Source organism: Kribbella speibonae, assembly GCF_004331375.1.
Classification (GTDB): domain Bacteria; phylum Actinomycetota; class Actinomycetes; order Propionibacteriales; family Kribbellaceae; genus Kribbella; species Kribbella sindirgiensis.
Map to the genome: position 1 here is coordinate 102314 of NZ_SJKC01000007.1, position 23460 is coordinate 125773.

At 69.3% G+C, this 23460-nt stretch carries 26 protein-coding genes; 14 read left to right on the forward strand and 12 right to left on the reverse strand.

The annotated features are described in order from the left end of the window. Positions 1 to 5: 5 nt before the first annotated feature. The 6 genes from E0H92_RS37255 to E0H92_RS37280 are packed head-to-tail and all read right to left on the reverse strand — an operon-like array spanning position 6 to position 5656. Positions 6 to 1403, reverse strand: a complete 1398-nt coding sequence (locus tag E0H92_RS37255; RefSeq protein WP_131499588.1) for an NAD(P)(+) transhydrogenase (Re/Si-specific) subunit beta — start codon at positions 1401 to 1403, stop codon at positions 6 to 8. Then, entirely contained in the window at positions 1400 to 1678 is a 279-nt protein-coding gene (locus E0H92_RS37260; RefSeq protein ID WP_131499589.1) for an NAD(P) transhydrogenase subunit alpha part 2, read from the reverse strand. Before E0H92_RS37260 ends, E0H92_RS37255 begins: the two co-directional genes overlap by 4 nt. After that, positions 1675 to 2757 carry a Rossmann-fold NAD(P)-binding domain-containing protein gene (locus E0H92_RS37265; RefSeq protein ID WP_131499590.1) on the reverse strand — a complete coding sequence of 361 codons (1083 nt, stop codon included), beginning with the start codon at positions 2755 to 2757 and terminating at the stop codon, positions 1675 to 1677. The genes E0H92_RS37260 and E0H92_RS37265 overlap by 4 nt, the downstream gene beginning before the upstream one ends. A gap of 12 nt (positions 2758 to 2769) precedes the next feature. Continuing rightward, the gene (locus tag E0H92_RS37270; RefSeq protein ID WP_131499591.1) at positions 2770 to 3783 is read right to left on the reverse strand and encodes a zinc-dependent alcohol dehydrogenase; all 1014 of its coding nucleotides are present in this window, start codon (positions 3781 to 3783) and stop codon (positions 2770 to 2772) included. Next, entirely contained in the window at positions 3780 to 4127 is a 348-nt protein-coding gene (locus E0H92_RS37275) for a DUF779 domain-containing protein (RefSeq protein ID WP_131499592.1), read from the reverse strand. The genes E0H92_RS37270 and E0H92_RS37275 overlap by 4 nt, the downstream gene beginning before the upstream one ends. A 5-nt stretch (positions 4128 to 4132) precedes the next feature. Next, positions 4133 to 5656, reverse strand: coding sequence for an aldehyde dehydrogenase family protein (locus E0H92_RS37280; protein WP_476737464.1), 1524 nt, complete (start codon positions 5654 to 5656; stop codon positions 4133 to 4135). A gap of 130 nt (positions 5657 to 5786) precedes the next feature. Between E0H92_RS37280 and ppk2 the strand changes: the two genes are divergently transcribed. The 7 genes from ppk2 to E0H92_RS37315 all read left to right on the forward strand — a co-directional run bounded on the left by ppk2 (position 5787) and on the right by E0H92_RS37315 (position 12892). Beyond that, positions 5787 to 6581 carry a polyphosphate kinase 2 gene (gene ppk2, locus E0H92_RS37285; protein ID WP_131499594.1) on the forward strand — a complete coding sequence of 265 codons (795 nt, stop codon included), beginning with the start codon at positions 5787 to 5789 and terminating at the stop codon, positions 6579 to 6581. A gap of 96 nt (positions 6582 to 6677) precedes the next feature. Next, positions 6678 to 7481, forward strand: a complete 804-nt coding sequence (locus tag E0H92_RS37290; protein ID WP_131499595.1) for a 2-oxo acid dehydrogenase subunit E2 — start codon at positions 6678 to 6680, stop codon at positions 7479 to 7481. Then, positions 7478 to 8260, forward strand: coding sequence for a universal stress protein (locus E0H92_RS37295; protein ID WP_131499596.1), 783 nt, complete (start codon positions 7478 to 7480; stop codon positions 8258 to 8260). Before E0H92_RS37290 ends, E0H92_RS37295 begins: the two co-directional genes overlap by 4 nt. A 1-nt stretch (position 8261) precedes the next feature. Continuing rightward, positions 8262 to 8660 (forward strand): hypothetical protein, encoded by a 399-nt coding sequence (locus E0H92_RS37300; RefSeq protein ID WP_131499597.1) that lies wholly within the window; start codon positions 8262 to 8264, stop codon positions 8658 to 8660. Beyond that, positions 8660 to 10606 carry a neutral/alkaline non-lysosomal ceramidase N-terminal domain-containing protein gene (locus E0H92_RS37305; RefSeq protein ID WP_131499598.1) on the forward strand — a complete coding sequence of 649 codons (1947 nt, stop codon included), beginning with the start codon at positions 8660 to 8662 and terminating at the stop codon, positions 10604 to 10606. Before E0H92_RS37300 ends, E0H92_RS37305 begins: the two co-directional genes overlap by 1 nt. Continuing rightward, the gene (locus tag E0H92_RS37310) at positions 10581 to 11456 is read left to right on the forward strand and encodes a 2-oxo acid dehydrogenase subunit E2 (protein ID WP_131499599.1); all 876 of its coding nucleotides are present in this window, start codon (positions 10581 to 10583) and stop codon (positions 11454 to 11456) included. The genes E0H92_RS37305 and E0H92_RS37310 overlap by 26 nt, the downstream gene beginning before the upstream one ends. Then, positions 11453 to 12892, forward strand: a complete 1440-nt coding sequence (locus E0H92_RS37315; protein WP_131499600.1) for a wax ester/triacylglycerol synthase family O-acyltransferase — start codon at positions 11453 to 11455, stop codon at positions 12890 to 12892. The genes E0H92_RS37310 and E0H92_RS37315 overlap by 4 nt, the downstream gene beginning before the upstream one ends. Before the next feature lie 22 nt (positions 12893 to 12914). Here E0H92_RS37315 and E0H92_RS37320 read toward each other — a convergent pair whose 3' ends face one another. Genes E0H92_RS37320 through E0H92_RS37335 form a run of 4 tightly spaced genes read right to left on the reverse strand, consistent with a single transcriptional unit; the run spans position 12915 to position 15445 of the window. Then, positions 12915 to 13433 carry a DsrE/DsrF/DrsH-like family protein gene (locus E0H92_RS37320; RefSeq protein WP_238173762.1) on the reverse strand — a complete coding sequence of 173 codons (519 nt, stop codon included), beginning with the start codon at positions 13431 to 13433 and terminating at the stop codon, positions 12915 to 12917. Between the two features lie 14 nt (positions 13434 to 13447). Further along, positions 13448 to 13741 (reverse strand): TusE/DsrC/DsvC family sulfur relay protein, encoded by a 294-nt coding sequence (locus E0H92_RS37325; protein WP_131499601.1) that lies wholly within the window; start codon positions 13739 to 13741, stop codon positions 13448 to 13450. Continuing rightward, entirely contained in the window at positions 13738 to 14967 is a 1230-nt protein-coding gene (sqr, locus tag E0H92_RS37330) for a type III sulfide quinone reductase, selenoprotein subtype (RefSeq protein ID WP_131499602.1), read from the reverse strand. The genes E0H92_RS37325 and sqr overlap by 4 nt, the downstream gene beginning before the upstream one ends. Positions 14968 to 15019: 52 nt before the next feature. Then, positions 15020 to 15445 carry an Hsp20/alpha crystallin family protein gene (locus tag E0H92_RS37335; protein ID WP_202874015.1) on the reverse strand — a complete coding sequence of 142 codons (426 nt, stop codon included), beginning with the start codon at positions 15443 to 15445 and terminating at the stop codon, positions 15020 to 15022. Positions 15446 to 15612: 167 nt separating this feature from the next. On the opposite strand from E0H92_RS37335, the gene E0H92_RS37340 reads away from it, so the two are divergent. The 6 genes from E0H92_RS37340 to E0H92_RS37365 all read left to right on the forward strand — a co-directional run bounded on the left by E0H92_RS37340 (position 15613) and on the right by E0H92_RS37365 (position 21562). After that, positions 15613 to 16623 carry a lysylphosphatidylglycerol synthase transmembrane domain-containing protein gene (locus tag E0H92_RS37340; RefSeq protein ID WP_131499603.1) on the forward strand — a complete coding sequence of 337 codons (1011 nt, stop codon included), beginning with the start codon at positions 15613 to 15615 and terminating at the stop codon, positions 16621 to 16623. Positions 16624 to 16688: 65 nt separating this feature from the next. Then, a complete protein-coding gene (locus E0H92_RS37345; protein ID WP_131499604.1) occupies positions 16689 to 17588 on the forward strand; it encodes a lysylphosphatidylglycerol synthase domain-containing protein in 900 nt (299 codons plus the stop codon). Positions 17589 to 17593: 5 nt separating this feature from the next. Next, entirely contained in the window at positions 17594 to 18202 is a 609-nt protein-coding gene (locus tag E0H92_RS37350) for a glycerophosphodiester phosphodiesterase (RefSeq protein WP_131499605.1), read from the forward strand. A gap of 101 nt (positions 18203 to 18303) precedes the next feature. Beyond that, positions 18304 to 18621: a hypothetical protein gene (locus E0H92_RS37355; RefSeq protein WP_131499606.1), complete on the forward strand. Its 318-nt coding sequence runs from the start codon at positions 18304 to 18306 to the stop codon at positions 18619 to 18621. A 5-nt stretch (positions 18622 to 18626) separates the two neighbouring features. Next, the gene (locus tag E0H92_RS37360; RefSeq protein WP_131499607.1) at positions 18627 to 18980 is read left to right on the forward strand and encodes a hypothetical protein; all 354 of its coding nucleotides are present in this window, start codon (positions 18627 to 18629) and stop codon (positions 18978 to 18980) included. Next, entirely contained in the window at positions 18977 to 21562 is a 2586-nt protein-coding gene (locus E0H92_RS37365; RefSeq protein ID WP_131499608.1) for a cation-translocating P-type ATPase, read from the forward strand. The genes E0H92_RS37360 and E0H92_RS37365 overlap by 4 nt, the downstream gene beginning before the upstream one ends. Here E0H92_RS37365 and E0H92_RS44480 read toward each other — a convergent pair. Next, positions 21504 to 21740 carry a hypothetical protein gene (locus E0H92_RS44480; protein WP_165550198.1) on the reverse strand — a complete coding sequence of 79 codons (237 nt, stop codon included), beginning with the start codon at positions 21738 to 21740 and terminating at the stop codon, positions 21504 to 21506. The two genes, E0H92_RS37365 and E0H92_RS44480, sit on opposite strands and share 59 nt — an antisense overlap. After that, the gene (locus E0H92_RS45870; RefSeq protein ID WP_131499610.1) at positions 21682 to 22665 is read right to left on the reverse strand and encodes an ATP-binding cassette domain-containing protein; all 984 of its coding nucleotides are present in this window, start codon (positions 22663 to 22665) and stop codon (positions 21682 to 21684) included. The genes E0H92_RS44480 and E0H92_RS45870 overlap by 59 nt, the downstream gene beginning before the upstream one ends. A 290-nt stretch (positions 22666 to 22955) precedes the next feature. Here E0H92_RS45870 and E0H92_RS37380 point away from each other — a divergent pair, with 290 nt between their 5' ends. Beyond that, positions 22956 to 23453, forward strand: a complete 498-nt coding sequence (locus E0H92_RS37380) for a flavodoxin domain-containing protein (protein WP_131499611.1) — start codon at positions 22956 to 22958, stop codon at positions 23451 to 23453. Positions 23454 to 23460: the final 7 nt, after the last annotated feature.

Below are 23460 nucleotides of genomic sequence, written 5' to 3' on the forward strand. Positions count from 1 at the left end.
TCACCTCAGTGCACGTAGGCCTGCAACTCGTTGATCAGCGCCGCCAGCACCGTCTTCGCGTCGCCGAACAGCATCGCGGTCCGCGGATTCGTGTAGAGCTCGTTGTCGATCCCGGCGTACCCGTGCCCGAGCGAACGTTTGACGACGATCACGCTCCGGGCCTTGTCCACGTCCAGGATCGGCATCCCGGACACCGCGTTCCCCGGACGGCGCGCGGCCGGGTTCGTGACGTCGTTCGCCCCGACGACCAGCACGACGTCGGTGGCCGCGAACTGCGGGTTGATCTCGTCCAGATCCTTCAGCTGCAGGTACGACGCGTTCGCCTCCGCCAGCAGCACGTTCATATGACCCGGCATCCGGCCGGCTACCGGATGGATGCCGTAGCTGACGTCAACACCGTGCTCGGTCAGGCCCTGCGCGAGTTCGACCACCTCGTGCTGCGCCTGGGCCGCGGCCAGCCCGTACCCGGGCACGATGACCACCTTTCCGGCGTACGCGAGCTGCAGTGCCGCGTCGTCGGCCGTTACCGTGCGGACGGTGCCGGCCGCCGCGATGGCAGGTGTGGTCTGTTCGTCGCCGGTACCGAAGCCGCCCGCGATGATGTTCAGCAGCGAGCGGTTCATCGCCACGGCCATCAGCTTCGTCAGGATGCCACCGGCTGCGCCGACGAGCGCGCCCGCGATGATCAACGGCGTACTACCGATCACGAAGCCGGCCATCGCGACCGCCGTACCGGTGCAGGCGTTCAGAAGAGAGATCACGACCGGCATGTCGGCGCCGCCGATCGGCAGCGTCATCAGAACGCCGACGACCAGGGCCGCGCCGGTCAGGACGCCGAGCGATCCGAGCCCGCCGATGCCTGCTGTGTAAAGGACTCCGGCGCCGAGCGCGGTCAGTGCGAGCAGCAGATTGAGCGCGCGGCCGCCGGTGAAGGTCAACGGCCGTCCCGGTACGACGCCCGCCAGCTTGCCCGCGGCGATCAGGGATCCGGAGAACGTGATGGCACCGATCAGTACGTCGAGAAAAGTGGTGAGCGTCGTACTCACGGGCTCATCCACCGTGGAGCGGAGTGCCTCGGCGAACGCGATCAATGCGGCCGCCCCACCGCCGACCGCGTTGAACAGGCTGACGAGCTGCGGCATCGCGGTCATCTGCACTCGCCGTGCCGCGACCAGACCGACACCCGCCCCGGCCACGACACCCACGGCGAGGACGACGGCCGAGGTGGCCGTGATGACGCCGTCGTCGATCAGCACGACGACGGTCAGCACGATCGCAACCGCCATCCCGAAGGCGGACAGCTGGTTGCCGCGGCGCGCGGTCGCGGGCGAGTTCATCAGGTGCAGACCCAGCACGAAGCAGACCGCCGTCGCCAGGTAGAGGAGATGCGTCGTGGTGTTCATCGGCGGAACATCTCCAGCATCCGGTCGGTGACGACGTACCCGCCGACCACGTTGGCGGCGGCGAACGCCGCGGCGACGAACAGCAGTAGGTAGCCGACCGTGGTGTCGATGCTCGCGGCAACGATCATCACACCGACCACCACCACGCCGTGGATCGCGTTCGCGCCGGACATCAGCGGCGTGTGCAGCGTGGCCGGAACCTTCGAGATGACCTCGAACCCGACCAGCACGCTCAGCACGAAGACGGTGATGTCCGCGAGCAGCACAGGGGTCATGACACTGTCTCCTTCGGATGCACGAGTAGACCGGCCGTGATCTCGTCGTCCGGATCGAGTACGACGGCACCGTCGCGGATCAGGTACTCGAGCAAGGCCGTGAGGTTGCGCGCCCACGCCGACGACGCGGCCCGCGGGACCTGGGCGGGGAGCGCACCCGCTCCGAGGACGACGACGCCGTTCTCCGTCACGGTCCGGGCTTCAGGCACCGATCCCGCGACATTACCGCCGAGCGGCCCCGCGGCGAGATCGACCACCACGGATCCGGCCGCCATGCCGGCGAGTGCCGCGGCCGAGACCAGTTCCGGCGGCCGGTGTCCCGGCACCTGAGCGGTCGTAACGACCACATCGAAGGCCCGGATCGCCTCGGCCATCGCCTGTTGCTGGACCACCTGTTCCTCGGCGGTCAGGGCGCGGGCGTAACCGCCCTCCCCGCTCGCCGAGACACCGAGGTCCAGCACAGCGGCACCGGTCGACGCGATATCGGCCTGCGCCGCCTCCCGGACGTCGTACCCGGTGACGAGCGCCCCCAGGCGTCGCGCCGTACCCATCGCCTGCAGTCCCGCGACTCCGCCGCCCAGGACGAGGACCTTGGCCGGGCGCACGGTCCCGGCCGCGGTCATCATCATCGGGAAGAACCCGCCGAACGTGTCAGCCGCCAGTACGGCGGCCTTGTAGCCGGCCACGTTGGCCTGCGAGGTGAGCACGTCCATCGACTGCGCCCGGCTGAGCGTCCGCGGCAACCCCTCGAAGCTGAGTGCAGTGACGTCGGCCAGCTCTTCGGGAGCGTCGTCCGGGCGCAGGAGACCGATCATGATCTGCCCGGCCCGCAGACGCTGCACGTCGGGCCGGTGAACGACCGCGAGGATGTCCGCCTGGGCGAAGACCTCGGACCGATCGGCGATGCGGGCGCCGGACGCGACGTACTCCTCGTCCGGAAAGCCCGCAGCGCGGCCCGCACCGGCCTCGACCATGACGTCGAGGCCGGCCCTGCCGAGCCGCGCCACCACCTCGGGGGTGATCGCGACCCGGTTCTCGTGCCACTCGGTCTCCGCCGGGCAGCCGACCAACAGGCTCATCTCGGATCCCTCTCAGAACTGGAACACCACGCGGGCCGGGATGTCGCCGGCCAGGACGTCGGCGATCGACTGGTTGACGTCGTCGAGCTTGCGGTCGACGGCGATGACCTTGGTCCGCCCCGCGGCGTGCAGCGCGAACACATCGGCCAGATCGTTGCGAGTGCCAACGATCGAGCCGATCACGGTCTTGCCGTTCAGCACCGTGTCGAAGATCGGCAGACTGAGCGCACCGTTGTCGGCCGGCAATGCCACGCACACCAGCCGCCCGCCGCGCCGCAGCGACCGGAACGCCTGGTCGAACGACTGCGGGTTCGCGGCCAGCGCGACCGCGACGTCGGCGCCACCGAGCGCCTGGATCGCCTCGACCGGGTCGGTTGTCGCCGCGTTGACGACATGATCCGCACCGAGTTCCTTGGCCATCTCCAGCTTGCTCTCCTCGATGTCGACGGCGATCGTCACGCCGCCGGCGATCCGCGCGTACTGCAGTGCCAGGTGTCCCAGCCCGCCGACGCCGAAGATCGCCACCGTCTCGGCCGGCACCACGCCCGCGACCCGGATCGCCTTGTACGTCGTCACTCCGGCGCACGTCAGCGGTGCGGCGTCCCGGGACGAGACCTCGTCCGGCACCGGGTTCGCGAACGCGGCGGGCAGTACGGCGTACTCGGCGAAGCTGCCGTTCACGGAGTACCCGGAGTTGCGCTGCTCGAGGCAGAGCGTCTCCCAGCCTCCGATGCAGTAACGGCACTTCCCGCAGGCGTATCCGAGCCACGCGATGGCGACCCGGTCACCGACGGCGCAGTCGGTCACGCCTTCGCCGAGCTTCTCGACGATCCCGATCCCTTCGTGGCCGGGGACGAACGGCGGCGCCGGCTTGACCGGCCAGTCACCGTGCGCGGCGTGGATGTCGGTGTGGCAGAGACCGCTGGTCTCCATCCGCACCAGCACCTCCCCCGCCCCCGGCTCGGGAACCGGCATCTCCTGGATCTCGAGCGGCTTGGTGAAGTCGGTGACGACTGCTGCTTTCATGACTGTCCTTTCATGGAACAGGTTGCGGATCGCGTGATGAAATGGATGCCGGGCCCGGCCGCGAGGGAGAAGCCCTCCGGTTCACCGGGCGCAACGTCGAGCTGGAACGAGTCCTCGCCCCAGGCCTGATCCAGGGCGTAGTCGATGTAGAACGGACAGCCCTGGATGGTGCCGAGGAGTACGTCGCCTGCGCCGATCAGGAACTCGCCGGCCGGATAGCACATCGGCGTGCTGCCGGCGCAACAGCCACCGGACTGGACGAACATGACCGGGCCGCGGTCCGCGCACAGGCGAAGGATCGCCGAGTGCGCGGCCGCGGTGGCCGTGATACGCGAGATCGGCATCGGACTCAGAACAGGCCGAGGGGCTCGTCGCTGTAGCTGACGAGCAGGTTCTTGGTCTGGCTGTAGTGGTCGAGCATCATCCGGTGGTTCTCCCGGCCGATGCCGGAGATCTTGTAGCCGCCGAACGCTGCGCCTGCCGGGTACTGGTGGTAGCAGTTCGTCCAGACCCGGCCGGCCTTGATCGCCCGGCCCATCCGGTACGCGCGGTTCCCGTCACGGGTCCAGACGCCGGCGCCCAGGCCGTACAGCGTGTCGTTGGCGATCTCGAGCGCCTCGGCCTCGTCCTTGAACGTCGTGACCGCGAGCACGGGCCCGAAGATCTCCTCCTGGAACACGCGCATCTGGTTGTGGCCGCGCAGCACGGTCGGCTCGAAGTAGTAGCCCTCGGCGAAGTCGCCGTCGATCTTCGCCCGCTCGCCGCCGATCAGGAGTTCGGCGCCTTCCTCGCGGCCGATCTGGACGTACGAGGTGATCTTGTCGAGCTGCGACTGCGACACCTGGGCGCCGATCTGGGTCTCGGTGTCGAGCGGGTTGCCCTGCTTGATCGAGCCGATCCGGTCCAGGGCGCGCTCGATGAACGCGTCGTAGATGTCCTCCTGGATCAGCGCCCGCGACGGACAGGTGCAGACCTCGCCCTTGTTGAACGCGTACAGCACCAGTCCCTCGATCGCCTTGTCCAGGAACTTGTCGGGACGCTGCATCACGTCGTTGAAGAAGATGTTCGGGCTCTTGCCGCCGAGCTCGACCGTCGACGGGATCAGGTTCTGCGCGGCGTACTGCATGATCAGCCGGCCGGTGACGGTCTCACCGGTGAAGCCGATCTTCGCGATCCGCGGGCTGGTGGCGAGCGCCTTGCCGATCTCCGCGCCGGGGCCGGTGATGATGTTCAGCACGCCCGGCGGTACGACGTCGCCGATCACCTCGGCCAGCTTGAGGATGGACCACGGCGTCGGCGAGGCAGGCTTCATCACCGAGCAGTTGCCGGCGGCCCACGCCGGCGCAAGCTTCCAGGCCGCCATCAGCAGCGGGAAGTTGAAGGGAATGATCTGACCGACGACGCCGAGCGGCTCCCGGAAGTGGTACGCCACCAGGTCCTTGTCGATCTCCGTCGTCCGCCCCTCCTCGGCGCGCGCCGCGGAGGCGAAGTAGCGGAAGTGGTCGACGACCAGCGGGATATCCGCGTTCAGCGTCTCGCGGACCGGCTTGCCGTTCTCCCAGCTCTCGGCGACGGCCAGCATCTCCTTGTTGGCCTCGACCGCATCGGCGACGGCGTTGAGTACTTCGGCACGCTCGGCCGCGGACTTCTCACCCCAGGCGTCCTTGGCGGCGTGCGCGGCGTCCAGCGCCAGCTCGACGTCCTGTTCGGTCGAGTGCGCGACCTCCGTGATCGGCTCGGCCGTGGCCGGTGTGAGGTCGACCCGATAGCGCCCCTCCGACGGCGCCACCCACTCGCCGCCGATGAAGTTCTCGTACCGCGGCTTGACCTCGACCGGACTCCCCTGCTTTCCGGGTGCGACGTACTGCATGATCCTTCTCCTTCGACTCGACGAGCCCGTGCTCTTCGAGACAACCCCGGTCCGCGTGACACTCGTAGGGCCGAAAGACCCGTCCGGCGTGTGACCGCTGTGATGTGGGCGACAGATGCGGCATGGTGCTGGGATGGAGAAGTTGCCGAAGAAGGCCTACGAGCGGGAGCTGTTGCGGCTGCAGGCGGAGCTGGTGAAGCTTCAGGAATGGGTCCGTGCGGAGGGGGCGCGGCTCGTGATCGTCTTCGAGGGGCGTGACGCCGCCGGGAAGGGCAGCACGATCAAACGCGTCACGGAGTACCTCAATCCCCGCGTCGCCCGGATCGTGGCGCTGCCCGCGCCGACCGAGCGGCAACGCACCGAGTGGTACTTCCAGCGGTACGTCGAACACCTGCCGGCGGCCGGCGAGATCGCCCTGTTCGACCGCAGCTGGTACAACCGCGCCGGAGTCGAACGCGTGATGGGGTTCTGCACCAACCAGGACTACGCGCGGTTCCTGCACCAGTGCCCGATCTTCGAACGGCTGCTCGTCGAGGACGGCGTACTGCTGCGCAAGTACTGGTTCTCGGTCAGCGACACCGAGCAGGAGAACCGTTTCCGCAGCCGCCTCGAGGACCCGATGCGGCGCTGGAAACTGTCACCGATGGACCTGGAGTCGATCACCCGCTGGGAGGACTACTCGCGCGCGAAGGACGAGATGTTCGTGCACACCGACATCCCCGAGGCGCCCTGGTACGTCGTGGAGAGCGAGGACAAACGCTCCGCCCGGATCAACATGATCGCGCACCTGCTGTCGACGATCCCGTACCACGAGGTCCAGCGCCCGCCGCTCGGTCTGCCGCCGCGGCCGCCGTCCAAGGGCTACGAGCGGACACCGCGCGACATGCAGACCCAGGTCCCCGACCACGCGGCGAGCCTGCGCGGCTGAGAGGCCAAGGTCCCGCGCGGAAGGGACCGATCGGCCGGTGCGGACGGCGGCCCGGTCAGCCGATGCTGAGGTCAGATCGGCTCCAGGAGGTGGACCGTGGGCGTACAGATCAAGTCAGTGCCGTGGGTACGGCAGCTGGTGATCGACACCGGTCGTGCCGCCCGGCGCAGGCATGCCGTCCACGGGCTCTTCGAAGCCGACGTGACCTCGGCCCGCGCCGCCCTCGACCGCGGGCATGCCTCCGAGCAGTTCACGGCCTTCGTGATCCATTGCGTCGCCGCTGCGGTGGCCGCGGATCCCACAGTCCAGGCGTACCGTGACCTGCGCGGCAGGGAGATCGTTTTCGACCAGGTCGACGTGGGACTGCCGGTCGAGGTGGAGGTGGACGGGAAGCCGTTCGCGTTCACGCACGTACTCCGTGACGCCGGCCGCCGCACGATCGAGGACCTCCACCGGGAGATCCACGCGGTCAAGACCGATCCGCAGCTCAGCCCGTCGGTGCGCAAGGCTCGGTGGGCGCACGCGTACCTGTTGCTCCCCGGCTTCCTCCGCGTCGCGTTGCTCGGAGCGCTGCACCGACTGCCCCGCCGTCAGCAGGCTCTCGCCGGGACGATCGGCGTCACCGCGGTCGGAATGTTCGGCGCCGGCGCGGGCTGGGGCATCGCGTTCCAGCTGCACACCCTGAGCATCGTCGTCGGCGGTATCGCCCGTCGGCCCGTGTTCTTCCAGGGCGTCCTCGTCGAGCGCGAGTTCCTGCAGCTGACGATCAGCGTCGACCACGACATCGTCGACGGCGCCCCGGCCGCCCGGTTCGTGGCCCGGCTGCGCGAACTGCTGACGATCGGCGACGGGATCCCCGTACCGGACAGCGCACCCGTTCACTCCAGGAGACTCGTATGAAACACCGGCCCGTGGTCGTCGGCATCGACGGCTCCCCCGCGGCGGACGCTGCGATCAAGTGGGGCACGACGGAGGCCGCCGCGCTGCGGAGTCCACTGCACCTGGTGTACGCCGTCACTGCGGGCAGTCCCCCGTCGCAAGCCGGCGAGGTCGTCTACAAGGCGGTCGCTCAGGCGCGCGGACTGATGCCGGGGATCACCATCGACTCCCGGATCGAGACCGGCTCGCCCTCGGCGGCGCTGGTGAAGGCGTCCGGATCCGCGGCCGTCGTGGTGATCGGCAGCCGCGGTCTCGGTGTGATGATCGGCGCGCTCGTCGGCTCCACGGGCCTCGACCTGGCCGCGAACGCCCGCTGCCCGGTGGTCGTCGTACGGCCTGATCTCGGCGCGATGGAGGGCTCCCGGGTCGTCATCGGGTACGACGGGTCACCGGCCGGCGACAGCGCCCTGGACTTCGGGATCGAGCACGCGCGCCGGCACGACCTCGCCGTCCGCGTTGTCGCCGCGCAGCCCACCGGTACCGAACTGCACCGGATCACTGAAGAAGAACTCCGCGAGGCCGTTCGCGCCCGCGGGGCGCAGGAAGCCGAGCTCATCCACATCACCGGCCACCCGGCGGAACATCTTCTGCGCCTGTCGTCGGACGCCGCGCTGATCGTGCTGGGCGCCCGCGGCCGCGGCGGCTTCGCGGGCATGCTCATCGGCTCGGTCAGCCAAACCGTCCTGCACCACGCCGACTGCCCCGTCGCCATCATCCCCGCGGCCGCGATCGGAGGCTGACATGACCACCCCGGCGACACAGATCCCCTCGGAAACCATCTGGCGAGCAATTCTCTGGGGATTCACCACCCTCTTCGCCTCCGGCGCCGCCATCCACGTCACCTTGGCTCTCGCGACCCCGAGCTCGTACGACGGCTTCGCCGATGCCGCCCTGTTCGGCTGGGTTGAGCGAGGCTGGGACACCATCTTCATGGCCCACCCCACCATCTGGGCCCTCCTGCTCGCGGCCGCCGAGGCGACCATCGCGGTTCTCCTGGTCAGGGCGCGCCGGGCCGGCTACCTGGCGGTCGTTCTCTTCCACCTCGGCCTGATGCTCTTCGGCTGGGGCTTCTTGCTCTGGTGCGTCCCAGCCCTGGCCTTCGCCGTTCCGGCGGCGTACCACGAGTTCCAGAACCGCTGATGTTCCTGTGCGGTCGCGGGATCGCGGACATCACCGGTGAGCCGGCCGACACCGGCATGCTCGGCTACGGCAAGTCGTGGCAGCGCAGTGACGGCATTCACCTGCGGTTGCGGTCCCGTGCCTTCGTCATCGCCGACCAGGCCGGCGACCGACGGGTGCTACTCGTCGTGAACGACCTTCCCATGGTGTTCGACAGCGTGTGGCGCGCGCTGCTCGACCGGCTGCGGCGTTCGTACGGGACGCTCTACACCGAGCACAACACGATGGTCACGGCCACGCACACCCACTGCGGGCCCGGCGGCTACTCGCATCACCGGCTGTATCACTCGAACACCGGTGGGTTCCGCCCGAAGACGTTCGCGGCGATCGTCGACGGGATGACCGAGGCCGTCGTCCGGGCGCACGACGATCTCGCACCCGCCGTCCTCACGCTCTCGCACGGCGAGCTCCACGACGCGAGCGCCAATCGCTCGAAAGTGGCCTTCGACAACAATCCGGAGGCGGACCGGCGCTGCTTCCCGGACGCCGTCGACGCGCAGACGACGCTGCTGCGGATCGAGCGCGACGGCACACCGGTCGGCGCGATCAACTGGTTCGGCGTGCACAACACCAGCATGACCAACACGAACACTTTGATCAGCGGCGACAACAAGGGGTACGCCGCCTATCACTGGGAACGTCTCGTGGCCGGGGTCGACTACCGGGACCGTCGGCGCCAGGACTTCGTGGCGGCGTTCGCGCAGACCAACGCGGGCGACCTCACCCCGAATCTCGACCTGCGACCCGGCCGGGGCCCGACCGCCGACGAGATCGAGAACACGCGGATCATCGGACTGCGGCAGTACGAAGCCGCCGCCCGGCTGATGACCGTGCCGGGGTCTGTGCTGGAGGGCGGCGTCGACCATCGGCTGACGCACGTGGACCTGGGCTCGGCCACCGCGGCCCCGGAGCACACCGGCGACGGCCGCGAGCACCGGACCGGTCCTCCCATCGGTGGTGCTTCGGCGCTGGCCGGCAGCGAGGAGGACGGACCCGCGTTCCGCGGCTTCCACGAGGGCCGGAACCCGGTGTGGGACACGATCTCGCGCGGGATCTACCGCCGGAGTCCAGGGCTGCGCGACGTTCAGGCACCCAAGGCACTGGTCGTCGGCGGCCTGCGAGGGCACTACGTCGCGCGGCACGCGCCGGTCCAGCTGTTGCGGATCGGGCAGCTGTACCTTCTCGGCGTACCCGCCGAAGTCACGATCGTCGCCGGTCTCCGGCTGCGTCGTACCGTCGCCTCGATCGTCGGCGCGGACCTGGCCGACGTGCTGGTCGCCGGCTACAGCAACGGCTACCTGCACTACGTCACGACACCCGAGGAGTACGACACCCAGCAGTACGAAGGCGGCAGCACCTTGTTCGGCCGCTGGACGCTGCCCGCGCTGCAACAGGTCGCGAGCGAGCTGGCCGAGGCACTGCGTGACGGCCGGCCGATGCCGTACGGCGAAGCGGCGCCGGATCTCAGCGGGCACGAGCGACCCGCCCGGCCACGGATCCCCCGCGACAAGCCTCCGGCCGCCCATGCCTTCGGCGACGTACTGGTCGAGCCACGACGCCGCTACCGACCCGGCGACGTGGTGACAGCGGTCTTCGTGGCGGCGTACCCGAACAACGACCTGCATCGCAACGGCAGCTACCTGGAGATCCAGCGCCGGATCGCCGACGGCTGGATGACCGTGGCCGACGACGGCGACTGGTCCACGACGTTCCGCTGGCGCCGGACCCGTTCCGGGCAGATCGCGGTCGTGACCTGGACCGTACCTGCGGACGCGGCCGGTCCGTTCCGCATCCGGCTTTACGGCAAGGCTCAACAGCAGGTACTTCGGCCCTACTCGGGAACCTCGAGGGTCTTCACCATCGAGAGCGAGGGAGGACATCATGCTGACCGGACCGCGACGCCGTGACGGCCGGCTCGTCACCGACATTCCGGACGAGCGAGCCATCATGCCGTTCATCATGCGCCGCCGGACCGAGTCGACGGTGTACTTCGAGCAACTCGTCGACATCGCCGCCGCACAGACCTGGATCGAGCGGTGGAACGCGGCCGGTGGGCCGCGGCTGAGCCTGTTCGTCCTCGTCCTGCACCAGCTCGCCGCGCTGCTGCACGACCGGCCGCGGATGAACCGCTTCGTCGCCGGCCGCCGGCTGTACGAGCGGGACGGTGTCTATCTCTCCTTCGGTGCGATGAAGGAGTTCGCCGACAACGCGCCGTTGGAGATGATCAAGCGGCGCTTCGCACCCGGCGAGAGCCTTGCCTCGGTGATCCGGAGCCTCGACACCGAGATCCGTACGGCACGCACGGCCGGCGTGGCCGAGGTCGACAAGGAAGTGAAGCTCTTCCTCGCGTTGCCCACGCCGCTACTCGATGTTGCGGTCTCCGTGTTCCGTTGGCTCGACGCCCGCGGCGTCCTGCCCTCCGCGCTGACCCGTTCGGATCCGATGTACGCGTCGGCCGTCGTCTCGAACCTGGGCAGTCTCAAGACCGACGCCGCCTTCCACCACCTCTACGAGCACGGCAATTGTCCGTTGTTCCTGGTCGTCGGCAGAATCCGGCCGACGCCGGTCGCCGACGACGGGCAGATCCGGATCCGGCAGGTCCTCCCACTGCGCTGGACGTTCGACGAGCGGATCGAGGACGGCCTGTACGCCGCGAGATCCGCGGAGCTCCTGCGCGGGCGGCTGGAGGATCCGCTCCGGTACCTCGGTCCGCCGGAGGACGCCGTACGCCACCAAGCGGTCCGGGAGGGCACATGACGATGCAGCAGGTCGACGACCTCGGCGCGACCTATCTGGCCGCGGAGAACGAGCGGGTGCGAACACACACGGCGGCCCTGGTCCTGCTCGACGCGACCGCCCTCCCCGGCGGCGCGCTGACAGTGGCCCAGCTCCGCGAACTGGTGCTCGAACGACTGGATCTCGTGCCGGCGTTCCGCCGCCGGCTCGCCGGCGTTCCGCTCGGGCTGGACCGGCCGTACTGGATCGAGAGCGACGTCGAGCTGGACTACCACGTGCGGGAGGTCGCGCTCCCGGCGCCGGGTAACGACGAACAGCTCCGCGAACAGGTGGCGCGGATCTTCTCCCGCCCGCTGGATCGTGGCCGGCCGCTCTGGGAGATGTACCTGATCCAGGGCCTCGCCGGCGGCCGGTCCGCCGTACTGACGAAGATTCATCACGCGATCGCCGACGCCCGGGCCGGTGTCCAGATCCTGACCGCGTTGACCGACGCCACCCCATGGCCTCGTCGTCGCGCGGCGTCACCGCCACGCCCCGCGCCGCCGCCACCGGCGTCCCTGACGATGCTGTTACGAGGCCTGCGCGGCGCCGTCCGCCAACCGGTCCGGGCCGTCTCTGGCCTGCCCGCGGCGCTGACCGGCATGGACGAGCTGCCCGTCTTCGGCACCATGCCCGGAGTACGCCTGCTCGGTGCCACCACCGCGTTCGTACGACGCAAGCGCCGGCACACCGCGATCGCGAGAGCGCCGCGGACGTCGTTCAACCGGCGAATCTCGCGGCAGCGACGGATCGGCTTCGCGACCGTGGCACTCGACGACGTGCGGCTGGTGAAGAATCACTTCGCGGTCAGCGTCAACGACGTGGTGATGGCGATGTCGGCCGGTGCCCTGCGTCGCTGGCTGCTCGAGCACGCGGAACTCCCCGCACAGTCCCTCACCGCCGTCGTGCCCGTTGCGCTCCGGGGTGCCAGCTCGACGGACCTCGGCAACGACCTCAGTGCCGTCGTCGTACCGATCCCGACCGATGTGGACGATCCGGCGGCCCGGCTGGCCGTCGCGCACCGCGCGATGCTCGCCGCGTTGCACGACCTCGGCACGACCGCCCCGGACGCGCTGGTCGACACCATCCGGATGGTCCCCCCGGCGTTCGCCATGCGGACCGTCCAGCTGCTCAGCCGCCTCAACACCTGGGCGCCGCGCACGCCGGCGATGAACGTGAACATCTCGAACGTCCGGGGACCGCAGGAACCGCTGTACCTGGCGGGCGCCGAGGTGAAGTCCATCGTGCCGCTGGCCGGCATCACCGACGGCCTCGGGCTGAACCTCACCGTGCTGAGCTATCGCGACCGGCTCGCCGTCGGAGTCGTCGCCGACCGGGACCAGATGCCCGACGTACAACGCATCGCCGACTGGATGGGCGACGAACTCGCCGCGCTGGTCAAGTTCGTCGCCCACTGACGCTTCCCGGTCCGCCGAGGCGTCAGATGAACAGCAGTTGCGCTCCTTCGGTCTTCTCGATGAAGTCGGCGGCGCTGATGATGCCTTCGACGTCCTCGGAGAGGTCGGACTCGTCGAGGTGCATCATGTCGGCGGACATCCGGCAGGCCCACAGGTGGCCGCCGGAGGCGACGATCTGCTCCAGGAATTCGGGTACGTCGGGAACGCCGATGTCGTGGATCTGCTTCTTCATCTGGTGGGTGGCCATCGCGGTCATCCCGGGCAGACCGCCGAGGCCCTGGGGCAGGTGTGTCGCGGTGTTGCCGAGCATCGTGAACTTCAGGTCGTGCGTCCGCGACTTGGTGATCATGTCGAAGCCCCAGAACGTGAAGAACAGATGCGTCTCCACGCCTTCGCCGAGCGCCGCGTTGGCCAGGATCAGGCCGGGGTAGGCCATGTCCAGGTTGCCCTTCGAGCAGATGATCGCCAGCTTGCGGCCTTCGGTGGCCGCGTCGCCGAAATCCGGGACGACCTGCGGGATCGTGGTCATGTCGGTGGTCATTTCAGGGCCTTCTCTCACACGCATCCGCGGGGTTTCGGCAGGCCGGCGACGTACGCCATCTTCTTGGCCGGCTTGCCCGGGAACAGGACGAACAGCTGCTTGATCGGGAGGCCGGCCAGCGTCGACACCCGGCGCAACGTGGCGGTCTCGCCGTGCGTCGGGTAGTCCGCCCGCAGGAACCGGATCGCCTTCCAGTGCTCGTCGGTGAGCTCGATGCCGATCCGGGCCGCGAGTTCCACCGCGAGTTCCTCGGTCCATTCGCCGTACTCGGTCAGGAAACCCTCGGCATCGACGTGGACTGTGGTCATGGCAGCTCCTCCTCCTTCGGTCGATGTTTCCCACTCATGGACATCCGGCTGGGCAGCGGCAGCCAACGGCCCCTGACCAGCAGGTGCCAGTAGATCCAGCGGAACGCGACCTTGCCCCAGTGGTTCGCCTTCGTCTCCCGCAGGAGACTCAGCGGACCGAAGCGCCCCGGCAGTGGTTCGGTGTCGTAGTTGAAGTCGATCAGCAGGGCCTTGCCGTCGCCGGTCTCGACGAAGCAGTTCGCGTGCCCGTCGAAGCGGTGCGTCATCGCGAGGCCCTCGACGTACTGACAGAAGTTCGCCACGAAGATTTCGCTCGAGAAGTGCGCCACCGAGCCGGCCTTCGACGTCGGCAGATCGTTGGCGTCACCCACGGCGAAGATGTCCGGATGTGCCTTCGACTGCAGGGTCGCCTTGTCCACCGGCACGTAGTTCAGCTCGTCGCCGAGCCCGGATGCCCCGACGAAGTCGGCGCCCATGTTCAGCGGCACGGTGACCAGCAGGTCGTAGCCGACCTCACGCTCGTCGTAGCTGACCAGGACCTTCCGGTCCGCGTCGACACGCTCGACCATGAAGTCGGTCTCGACCGCGATCTTGTGGTCATCGAGCAGCCGGCCCAGGTACCGGGACGCGATCGGCTTGGTGAATGCGCCGTCCAGCGGCGTCACGTAGACCAGCTCCACCTGGTCTCGCATCTCCCGCCGGCGGAAGAAGGCCTCGGCGAGGAAGGTGAACTCCAGCGGCGCGACCGGGCACTTGATCGGCTGTTCCACGACATGGACGACGAGGCGGCCGCCGGTGAAGCCCTGCAGCGCCTCGCGGAGCGCGAAGGCGCCGTCGTAGGTGTAGAAGTCATGGATCCTGCGCCGCCACTCGGTCCCCAGCATGCCCGGGGTCTGTTCCGGTCGCGAACTGGTGCCGGTGGCGATGACGAGGTAGTCGTACGAGACCGCGTCACCGTCGAACAGCCGGACCGTCTTTCGCTCCGCGTCGACCTTGGCGACCTCGCCGATCAGCAGCTGGATGCCGTCCCGCAGCACACGGCGGCGTGGTCTCAGCAGGTCTTCCCTGCCACCGAACGGGACGAACAGCAGCCCCGGCTGGTACAGGTGGTCGCGATCGCGGTCGACGACCGTGATCCGCCAGTCCTCGAGCGGCAGGCGGCGCCGCAGCTTGTTGGCCACGATGGTGCCGGCCGTACCGCCGCCGAGGATCACCAACCGTCTCATGATCAGGTCCTTTCAAGGCCCGGCCCGGCGCGCCGGGCCGGCCCAGTTGGGTTCAGTCGGTGTGCTCGATGGTGATCGTGCGCGCCTCGGCGGCCTTCGCCGAGATCGGCACGGTGACCTCGAGGATCCCGGCCGCGTACTTCGCGACGACAGCCTGCTCGTCGGCTCCGTCCGGCAGCAGCACCCGGCGGGTGAGCGTGCCGTAGTGGAACTCGGAGCGGCCACTGTCGTGCTCCTCCTGCTGACGAGTCGCGGAGATGGTCAGCATCCCGTTCGCGACCTCGACCTTGATGTCCTTCGCCGGGTCCAGGCCGGGCAGCTCCGCGCGCACGACGTACTTGTCGTCGTCGGCGAACTCCTCGATCCGGACGCCCCGCATCGCGGCCGGCATCGTGAACAGGTTCGGCAGGCCCTCGGCCCAGTCGAACAGGTCCACGAACTGCCGCCGGTTGTCCCGGTGCTGCAGCGTGGTCATCATCGTGTCTCCTTCCTGTCGTCCGTCCTTCCACTTCCACCTCACCGCGCGACGTGCTTCCGCAGCAGGGCCCTCCGCACCGGAACACGGTGGACCTTCGGCCCTGCCCGGCCGCCGGTCGGCGCGGGAAAGCTGGGAGGAAGTGCGGACCTATCCGAGAGGCGCGGCCTATGGACGGTTCGACCCGATCCGGGCCGGCTTGGTATCGCGGAGCCTGGTCGGCGGTGTCGTTGCTGATCGTCATCGCGCTGGTCGAGTACGTCGTACTCCCGAAGCTCGCGATCGCCGGCGAGTCCCTGGACCGCGTCACCCGTCTGCATCCGCTGTGGGTGATCGCCGCGGTCGCGCTCGAGGCGGCGAGCCTGGTCAGCTACTCGTTGTTCAGCCGCGTGCTGCTGAGCGGGAGCCGGGTGCGGTTCTCGTGGATCCTGCGCTCCGACATCACCGGGTACGGCGTGAGTCACGTCGTACCGGGAGGTGCCGCGACCGCGACCGCGCTCAGGTTCCGGCTGCTGGTCTCCGGCGGTGCGCTACCGACCGAGGTCACCGCGACCATCACGGCCGAGGCGATCGGCTCGTGGCTCGCGCTGGTCCTGATGGCCTGGCTGACCTCGATCCCTGCCCTCTTCCTGCAGCACGCCACCTCGTCGTACCTGCTCCTGTTCGTCATCGGGCTGGTCGCGTTGGCGGGCGGAGTCCTCGCCGTCCGTGAGCGATCCGCGCTCGAGCGCTTCGCCGCGCGGCTGCTGAGGTCATTGCTCCGGCACCTCCCCGGCCGCGTCCGTCCGTGGATCGCGTCGGTGGCGCTCCGGCTCCGCGACCTGCTCGCCGACCGCGCGGTCCGCAAGGCGTTCCTTGTCTGGGCGACACTCAACTGGTTCCTCGACGCCGCCGTCCTCTGGACGTTCCTCGCCGCCTACGGCGAACCGATCAGCCCGGTCCCGTTGCTGCTGGCCTACTGCGTCGCGAACCTCGCCTCCGCCCTCCCGCTCACTCCGGGTGGTATCGCTGTCGTCGAAGGCATCGCGATCTCGACCCTGATCGGATTCGGGGTCTCCGCTCAGACCGCCGTCCTCGCGGTGCTGTCCTGGCGCCTCCTCCAGTTCTGGGCCCCGGTGCCACTCGCCGGAGCGTGCTACCTGAGTCTCCGGGCCCAGAGCGGCCTCATGGCCCGGCAGTAACGATTGCCGCCCTTGAACCGGCCGGTTATGGTCTCGGCATCGGACCGGCCCCGGAAGGACCCCTCATGCACTTGGGCCGACAGCACCTCGTGCGCCTGGCGCGGGCGGTACAAAGACTCGTCTCCCACCGCGGCGTGCGCGTCGTCGCGTTGATCGCGGCGGTCGGCATCTCGCTGTGGAACGTCGACCGCGTGCCCCACACCGCCGTACTCCCGGCCCTGCTGGGGCTGCTCCCCTTCGCGATCGGCAAGTACATCCTGTGCCCGTTGCGCTGGCACGCGATCTCGACGAGTGGCCGCACCCGGCGTTGGCATCTGCGCGCGTACGCGGAGAGTGAGATTCTCGGGCTGATCTCCCCGTGGCATGCCGGTGCGGACCTGTGGCGGATACACCGGCTCGAGACCATCGGCGTACGGCGTTCCAGCGGGGTGGCCGAGGTTGCGCTCGACCGCTTCGTCGGCGCCGTCGGTCTGGTCGTCGCGGTGGCCGTCTGCGGAGTGACACTGCCGTGGGCCGTGCTGGCGATCGCTCTCGGGGCCGCGGCCGTCGTACTGGCCGTGGCACTCGTCGTACGTCGCCGGCGACCCGCGCTCACCGGTCGCTGGCCGTGGCCGTCGCCGAAGGTCTTCGCGCTCGGAGTCCTGTTGTCGATCGGCTACCAGGCAACCATTCTCGGTCTGCTGTTCGGAGCCATCCACGCGGTCGGCGGTCCGGCGCCGGGCCTGCAACTGGTCGCGGTGTTCGGCGCGAGTCAGATCGCCGGAGCGTTGCCCGGCGTCCACGGCGCGAGCCCACGCGAGGGAGCCCTGGTCGCCGGGCTCGCCTCGATCGGCATCGCCTGGCGGGAAGCGTTCGGCGCGGTCGCGCTGACCGCCTTGCTGTACTGGATCCCGGCCCTGCTGATCGGCGGTACCTTCCTGTTCCTGCGCTGGCGTGGCTGGTTCACGGAATCGCGGGCCACGTGACCCGCATGCTCGCCATCGCGCACCGGGCGGGCAACGACCTCGTCGCGCTCCGGACCGCGTTCGAGTACGGCGCGGACCTCGTCGAGGCCGACATCCACGCGTATCGCGGCCGCCTGGAAGTGCGGCACCGCAAAACGCTGGGCCCCTGGTGGCTCTGGGACCGTGGCGAACTCGTCCGGCGCCGCGACGTGCTCCAACTTCACGAACTGCTCGCGGCCGCCGACGGCGATCCGCGCCTGATGCTCGACCTCAAGGGCATCCATCCGCGACTCGCGCGCCGGCTCGCAGCCGAGCTGGCCGCAGCGCCGGACACGACGATCTGCACTCAGCACTGGTGGATGCTGCGAGCCTTCCGAGACGCCCCGAACGTACGGCTCGTCCTGTCCGCAGGCAGTCGGCGTGGACTCCGGCGACTGCGGTCCCGCCTGCGCCGCGAACCGGCGTACGGCGCCTGCGTCCACCGGCGACTGCTCACCCCCGAGACAGTCACGGAACTGCGCCGGGCCACAGACGTCGTCTTCACGTGGCCGGTCGACACCGCGGCCGACCTCGCCGACGCCCGCCGCCTCGGTGTCAGCGGCGCGATCGGCAAGAACCTCACCGTCCTGCTCTGACCGGCTCAACGGCCCGGCCGACGCGGGGCGAACGGCCCATGCGCTCAGGTGCGTACTGACACAGGCTCGAACTGAGGAACCTGCTTGTGGAAGGAGCCGTCATGTCCAAGTCAGCGATTGGCAGTACCGAGGTACGCCGGGCTCCGGCGTCCTCCAAGGGCTGGTTCGTGTGGATGACCGGGCTGTGGGTCATCTTCTTCGTCCTGATGCAGTCCGGTGAACTCGACGACCTGGCCGCCTGGATCCGTGACCTGCCGATCGTGGTCGAGCTCCTCGTCTGGCTCGTGTTCTTCCCCCAGGTCCTGGCTACCGCGGTGTGGACCAGCGACTGGTCCGAGGGACTCCGGGTCACGTTGGTGACCCTGTTCGCCGTCGTCTGGACCCTCGTCTCGGTCCCCCGTCCCAAGACCCGGAGGTGATTTCGGTGAGGCTGCGAGTTCGTGACATCGTCGCGACGCTGCTGCTTGCTGCCGTCGTCGTCCCCTACATCGGCTACCTCGTCAACGGCGAGATGCCGCTGATCTACGACGTTCAGGCGATGGCGTCCACGGGGTTCTTCCTCGGTGTCTTCGCCTTCTGGGTGATCCGTGGCGGGCAAGGGGTGCCCCGGCTCGGGCGCTTCGAGGGTGGGGTGGCTGTGCTCGCACTGGTGCTGTACGTCCTCACCGTCGCGTTCGACGCCGAAATTCTGCTCGCTGCCTTCGTGGGCAGCCTGCTGCTGGTGTTCGGCTTCGATCTGTTCGGCCGGCCGCGGCAACACCTCGATGGTCGCCGATGACGCTTCAGCAGACCTCGCCGCGCGGGCTCTCCACGGACCAGGCCGCGCTCGCGCTGGCCGAACACGGGCCGAACACGATTCCGGCGCCCCGCCCGCCGTCGGCCTGGCTGCGCGTCCTCGTGCAATTGCGGGATCCGATGATCCTGCTGCTCCTTGCCGCCGCGGTCCTCACGGCCGGCCTTCGTGACTACACCGATCTCGCAGTGATCCTGGTCGTTGTCGTCCTCAACACAACCGTCGGCGTCGTCCAGGAGATCCGGGCCGAACACGCACTGGCCGCCCTCAGCCGGCTGGCCGCACCGCATGCCACCGTACGGCGCGATGGGCGCGCGACCCTCATCGCATCGGCCGAAGTCGTCCCGAACGATGTCGTCCTGCTCCAGGCGGGCGACGTCGTACCGGCGGATCTTCAGCTCTTCGATGCGGCCCAACTGCAGGCCGACGAGTCCACGCTCACAGGCGAGTCCGTCCCCGTCGAGAAGGACACAGCGGACCAGCTGTACGCCGGAACCGTCGTGACCCGCGGCCGCGGATCAGGTCTCGCACTCCGCACGGGATCGCGCAGTGCGCTCGGCAAGATCGCGGCGCTCCTGTCCGGCCAACGACCGCGAGCCACCCCGCTGCAACGCCGGCTCGCCTCGCTCAGCCGGGTGCTGAGCATCGTCGCGGTCTCGCTGTCTGCGATCGTCGCCGTCGCCGGTCTGATCCGCGGGCTGCCGCTGCCGGACATGGTCGTCACCGCGGTCAGCCTGACCGTGGCCGCCGTACCCGAGTCCCTGCCCGCGGTCGTCACTCTCGCCCTCGCGATCGGCGCCCACCGGATGGCGCAGCGTGCCGCCGTCGTCCGCAAACTCCCGGCGGTCGAAACCCTGGGCGCCGTCACCGTCGTCGCCACCGACAAGACCGGCACCCTCACCCAAGGCATCATGCAGGCCGACCGCGTCTGGACCGAATCCGGTTGGTCCGTCGCCACCGGCACCGGCTACGACCCAGCGGGCGACCTGTGCCCACTTGCCACCTCGTCGGCGGCCGGCCCTGCCCCATCGCCGTCCTCCGATTCACCGGCTGCCCGCGATGCAGTGCGGCGGCTGCTGCGTGACGTTGCCTTGTGCAACGATGCCGCTCTGCGGCTGCCGACCGACGACGACCCGGTCTGGCGGGCCATCGGCGACCCGACCGAGGCCGCACTCCTCACCCTCGCGCACCGCGGAGCCGTCGACCCGGACGAGTACCGGGCCGCGTATCCGCGGACCCACGAAGTGCCCTTCGACAGCACCCGCAAGCGGATGACCACGTTCCACGAGCAGCCCGGCCGCGACGACATCCTCGTGATCGGCAAGGGTGCACCCGAAGTGATGCTCACCCCCGACGTCACGCCGTACGGCGATATCACCCGAGCGAAGGTGGTCGCCGCCGAGTTGTCGGAGGCGGGCTACCGCGTACTCGCCGTCGCCGAGAAGCTCATGTCGCCAGGCGGTCCCCACACCGAGGACCAGCTGCATCTAGCCGGCCTGATCGCGATCACCGACCCGCTCCGGCACAACGCCGCCGACGTGGTCGCCTCCTTCGGCAAGGCCGGCATCGGGCTGCTCCTGATCACCGGCGACGCACCGGGCACCGCGCTCGCGGTGGCCGACCGGATCGGCGTCCACGACGGCGACGTCGTCACCGGCGCGGACATCGACGACGGCAAGGACCCGACCACCGGCCACGTGTTCGCCCGCATCCGCCCGGAGCAGAAACTCGACATCGTGAGCGCCTGGCAGGACGCGGGCCACGTCGTCGCGATGACCGGCGACGGCGTCAACGACGCGCCGGCGTTGCGCCGCGCCGACATCGGCGTCGCGATGGGCCAGGGCGGCACCGAGGTCGCCCGCCAGGCCGCCGACCTCGTCCTCACCGACGACGACCTCGGCACCGTGGAGGCCGCGATCGAGGAGGGCCGGCGGATCTACACCAACATCCGCACCTTCCTGCGGTACGCCCTCAGCGGTGGTCTCGCCGAGGTCCTGGTAATGCTGATCGGTCCGCTGCTCGGCTTCGCCGTACCGCTGCTGCCCGCCCAGATCCTGTGGATCAACATGCTCACGCACGGCGTCCCCGGTGTGGCGATCGGCGCCGAGCCCGCCGACCCCGAGACGATGCGGCAACCGCCGCGCTCACCCCAGGAACAGGTCCTCGGTGCGGGCCTTTGGCAACGAATCGCCTGGACCGGGACCCTGATCGGGATCGTCACGCTCGTCGCCGCGTACTGGACTCGTCACGCCGGCGGGCCATGGCAGACGATGGCCTACCTCGTCCTCGGCCTCGCCCAGCTCGGCGTCGCCCTCGCCCTTCGCCGCCCCGGCCTCCCCGGCGCCCGCCGCCGGCCGCGCTTCCTGGACACCGCCGTCGCCGGCGCCCTGCTGCTCCAGATCCTCCCGCTCTTCGTCACCCCGCTCCGCAACCTGCTGGGACTGCAACTCCTGAGCGCACAGGAGTTCCTCGTCGCACTCGCACTGGCGGTCCTTCCCGCCCTCGCGATCATCGCCGGCCGGACAGCGGCCGGACGACGTCACGACCGAGGGAACGCCGCACGGTGACCTCGGCACCGGCCACCGGGTCGCGGAACTTCAGCAGCTTCATCAGCGAGGTGCCGATGCCGTAGGTGCGAAACTCGCCGTCCGGGACGATCTCCACGATCCGGCAGTTCGCCAGGAGATCAGCCGGGACGAGCCTGGCCAGCGCCGGTGCCGGCGGGTCGACGCCCGGCGGGTGCACGACCGCCCAGCCGTGGAAGCTGATGGTGGCCGGTGGGATCGGGAACAGCAGCGACAGCACCCCACCGCGGCGGACCGGTACGGTGACCGCGACCTGGCCGATCGCCGGGATCTGCAACGCTTTCCAGCTCTTCGGCGCGACCGCGACGTACAGCCGGTCCGAACCGGCTGCGTAGCCAACTCCGCTCGATCGCGGCCGGCCGCCCGGCGTCACGTAGCTCACCACGGCGAACGACGTCCGGGCGAGCTGCCTCCAGACCTCGGTCCGGCTCGGCTTGCTCCGCACCCGCTTGGTTGCTCCGACTGTCGATGTCATCATCCCTCCTCAACAGCACGATCCGGTCCGCGGACAGCCCCGCGCCGGACTCGGCCTGCGCGGTCACCAGCACGGCAGCACCCCGCTCGGCGGCTTCCCGCAGCAGGACGGAGAGCACGCGACGGGCCTCGTCGTCCAGCTCCGTCATCGGGTCGTCAAAGACAACCAGCTCAGGTTCGTGCATCAGCGCCTGGACGATGCCGAGCCGCCGGAGCTGACCGCGGCACAGCTGCGCCATCGGACGATCGAGCTCCAGGCCGATCCGGTCAGCGAGCAGGTGTGCGTACGCCGTGGTACAGCCTCGGACTGCCGCGCAGATGTCCAGCACGTCGCGCGAGGTCACCGAGCCCATGGTCTCCAGATCCTTCACCAGGTAGCCGATCCGGCCCTTCAGGTCGGCCATGACCGGATCCGAGCCCAGGACGTGGACCGAGCCGGTGGCTGTCAGCTCGCCGACGATCACGCGGCTGACAGTGCTCTTCCCGGACCCGTTCGGGCCGGTCAGCACAACCACCTCGCCGTACCGCACCACCAGATCCGTGAACCGCGCGCCGTACGCCGACACACCGGTCAATCGCACCGCCTCGTCCAAGCGCCCCATCGTGCTCATCACAGCCTCCTGTCGATTGCTTCGAGTCTCCGTCTCCCGCTGTGACTCGCACCACAGACGTCCGGCCCGACCCCGGCCGACAGAAGTCCCCGGACAAGCACGCCGCAGTGCGGCTGAACTCCCGACCGCTCACGGACCGTAGGACCTGCTCGATCCAGGCCGGTTGGCCCTGAAGACAATCACGCACCAGAGCGACGCTGAGGGTATGGGCGTCTGGTTCGCCGCCGACCTCGACTCGTACGACGAGTGGCGCGTGGAACTGTCCGCCTGCTGAACCCTAGGAGTGTCTGATGTCCAAGAAGGTACTTGTCACCTACGCAACGAAGATGGGCGCGACCGCCGGTATCGCGGCCGCCATCGGGTCCGAGCTCCGAGCAGCCGGACTACAGGTCGACGTCCAGGAACTGGGCGCGGTCCAGGCCGTGACGCCGTACGGTGCGGTCGTCCTGGGGAGCGCGATCTACCAGGGGCAGTGGCTCCCCGAAGCGGTCCGCTTCCTCCGGCGGCACGAACGCCAACTCCACAACCGGCCCGTCTGGCTCTTCCACTCCGGCCCGATCGGGCCGCGCCGGCACCAGGAGCAGCCCGTCCCGCCCGACGTCGCCCGTCTCGCTCGCCTCATCCAGGCGCCTCCGGTCAAGACCCTCGCCGGTGAACTCCAGGCAGACGCCGTGACGCACCACCGAGACCTCGAACGCCTGGTCGGCGACTCCCGCGACTGGCAGGAGATCCGCGCCTGGGCCCACCAGATCACCACAACACTCGAACCCACCCGGCAACCCACCTGACGACAGC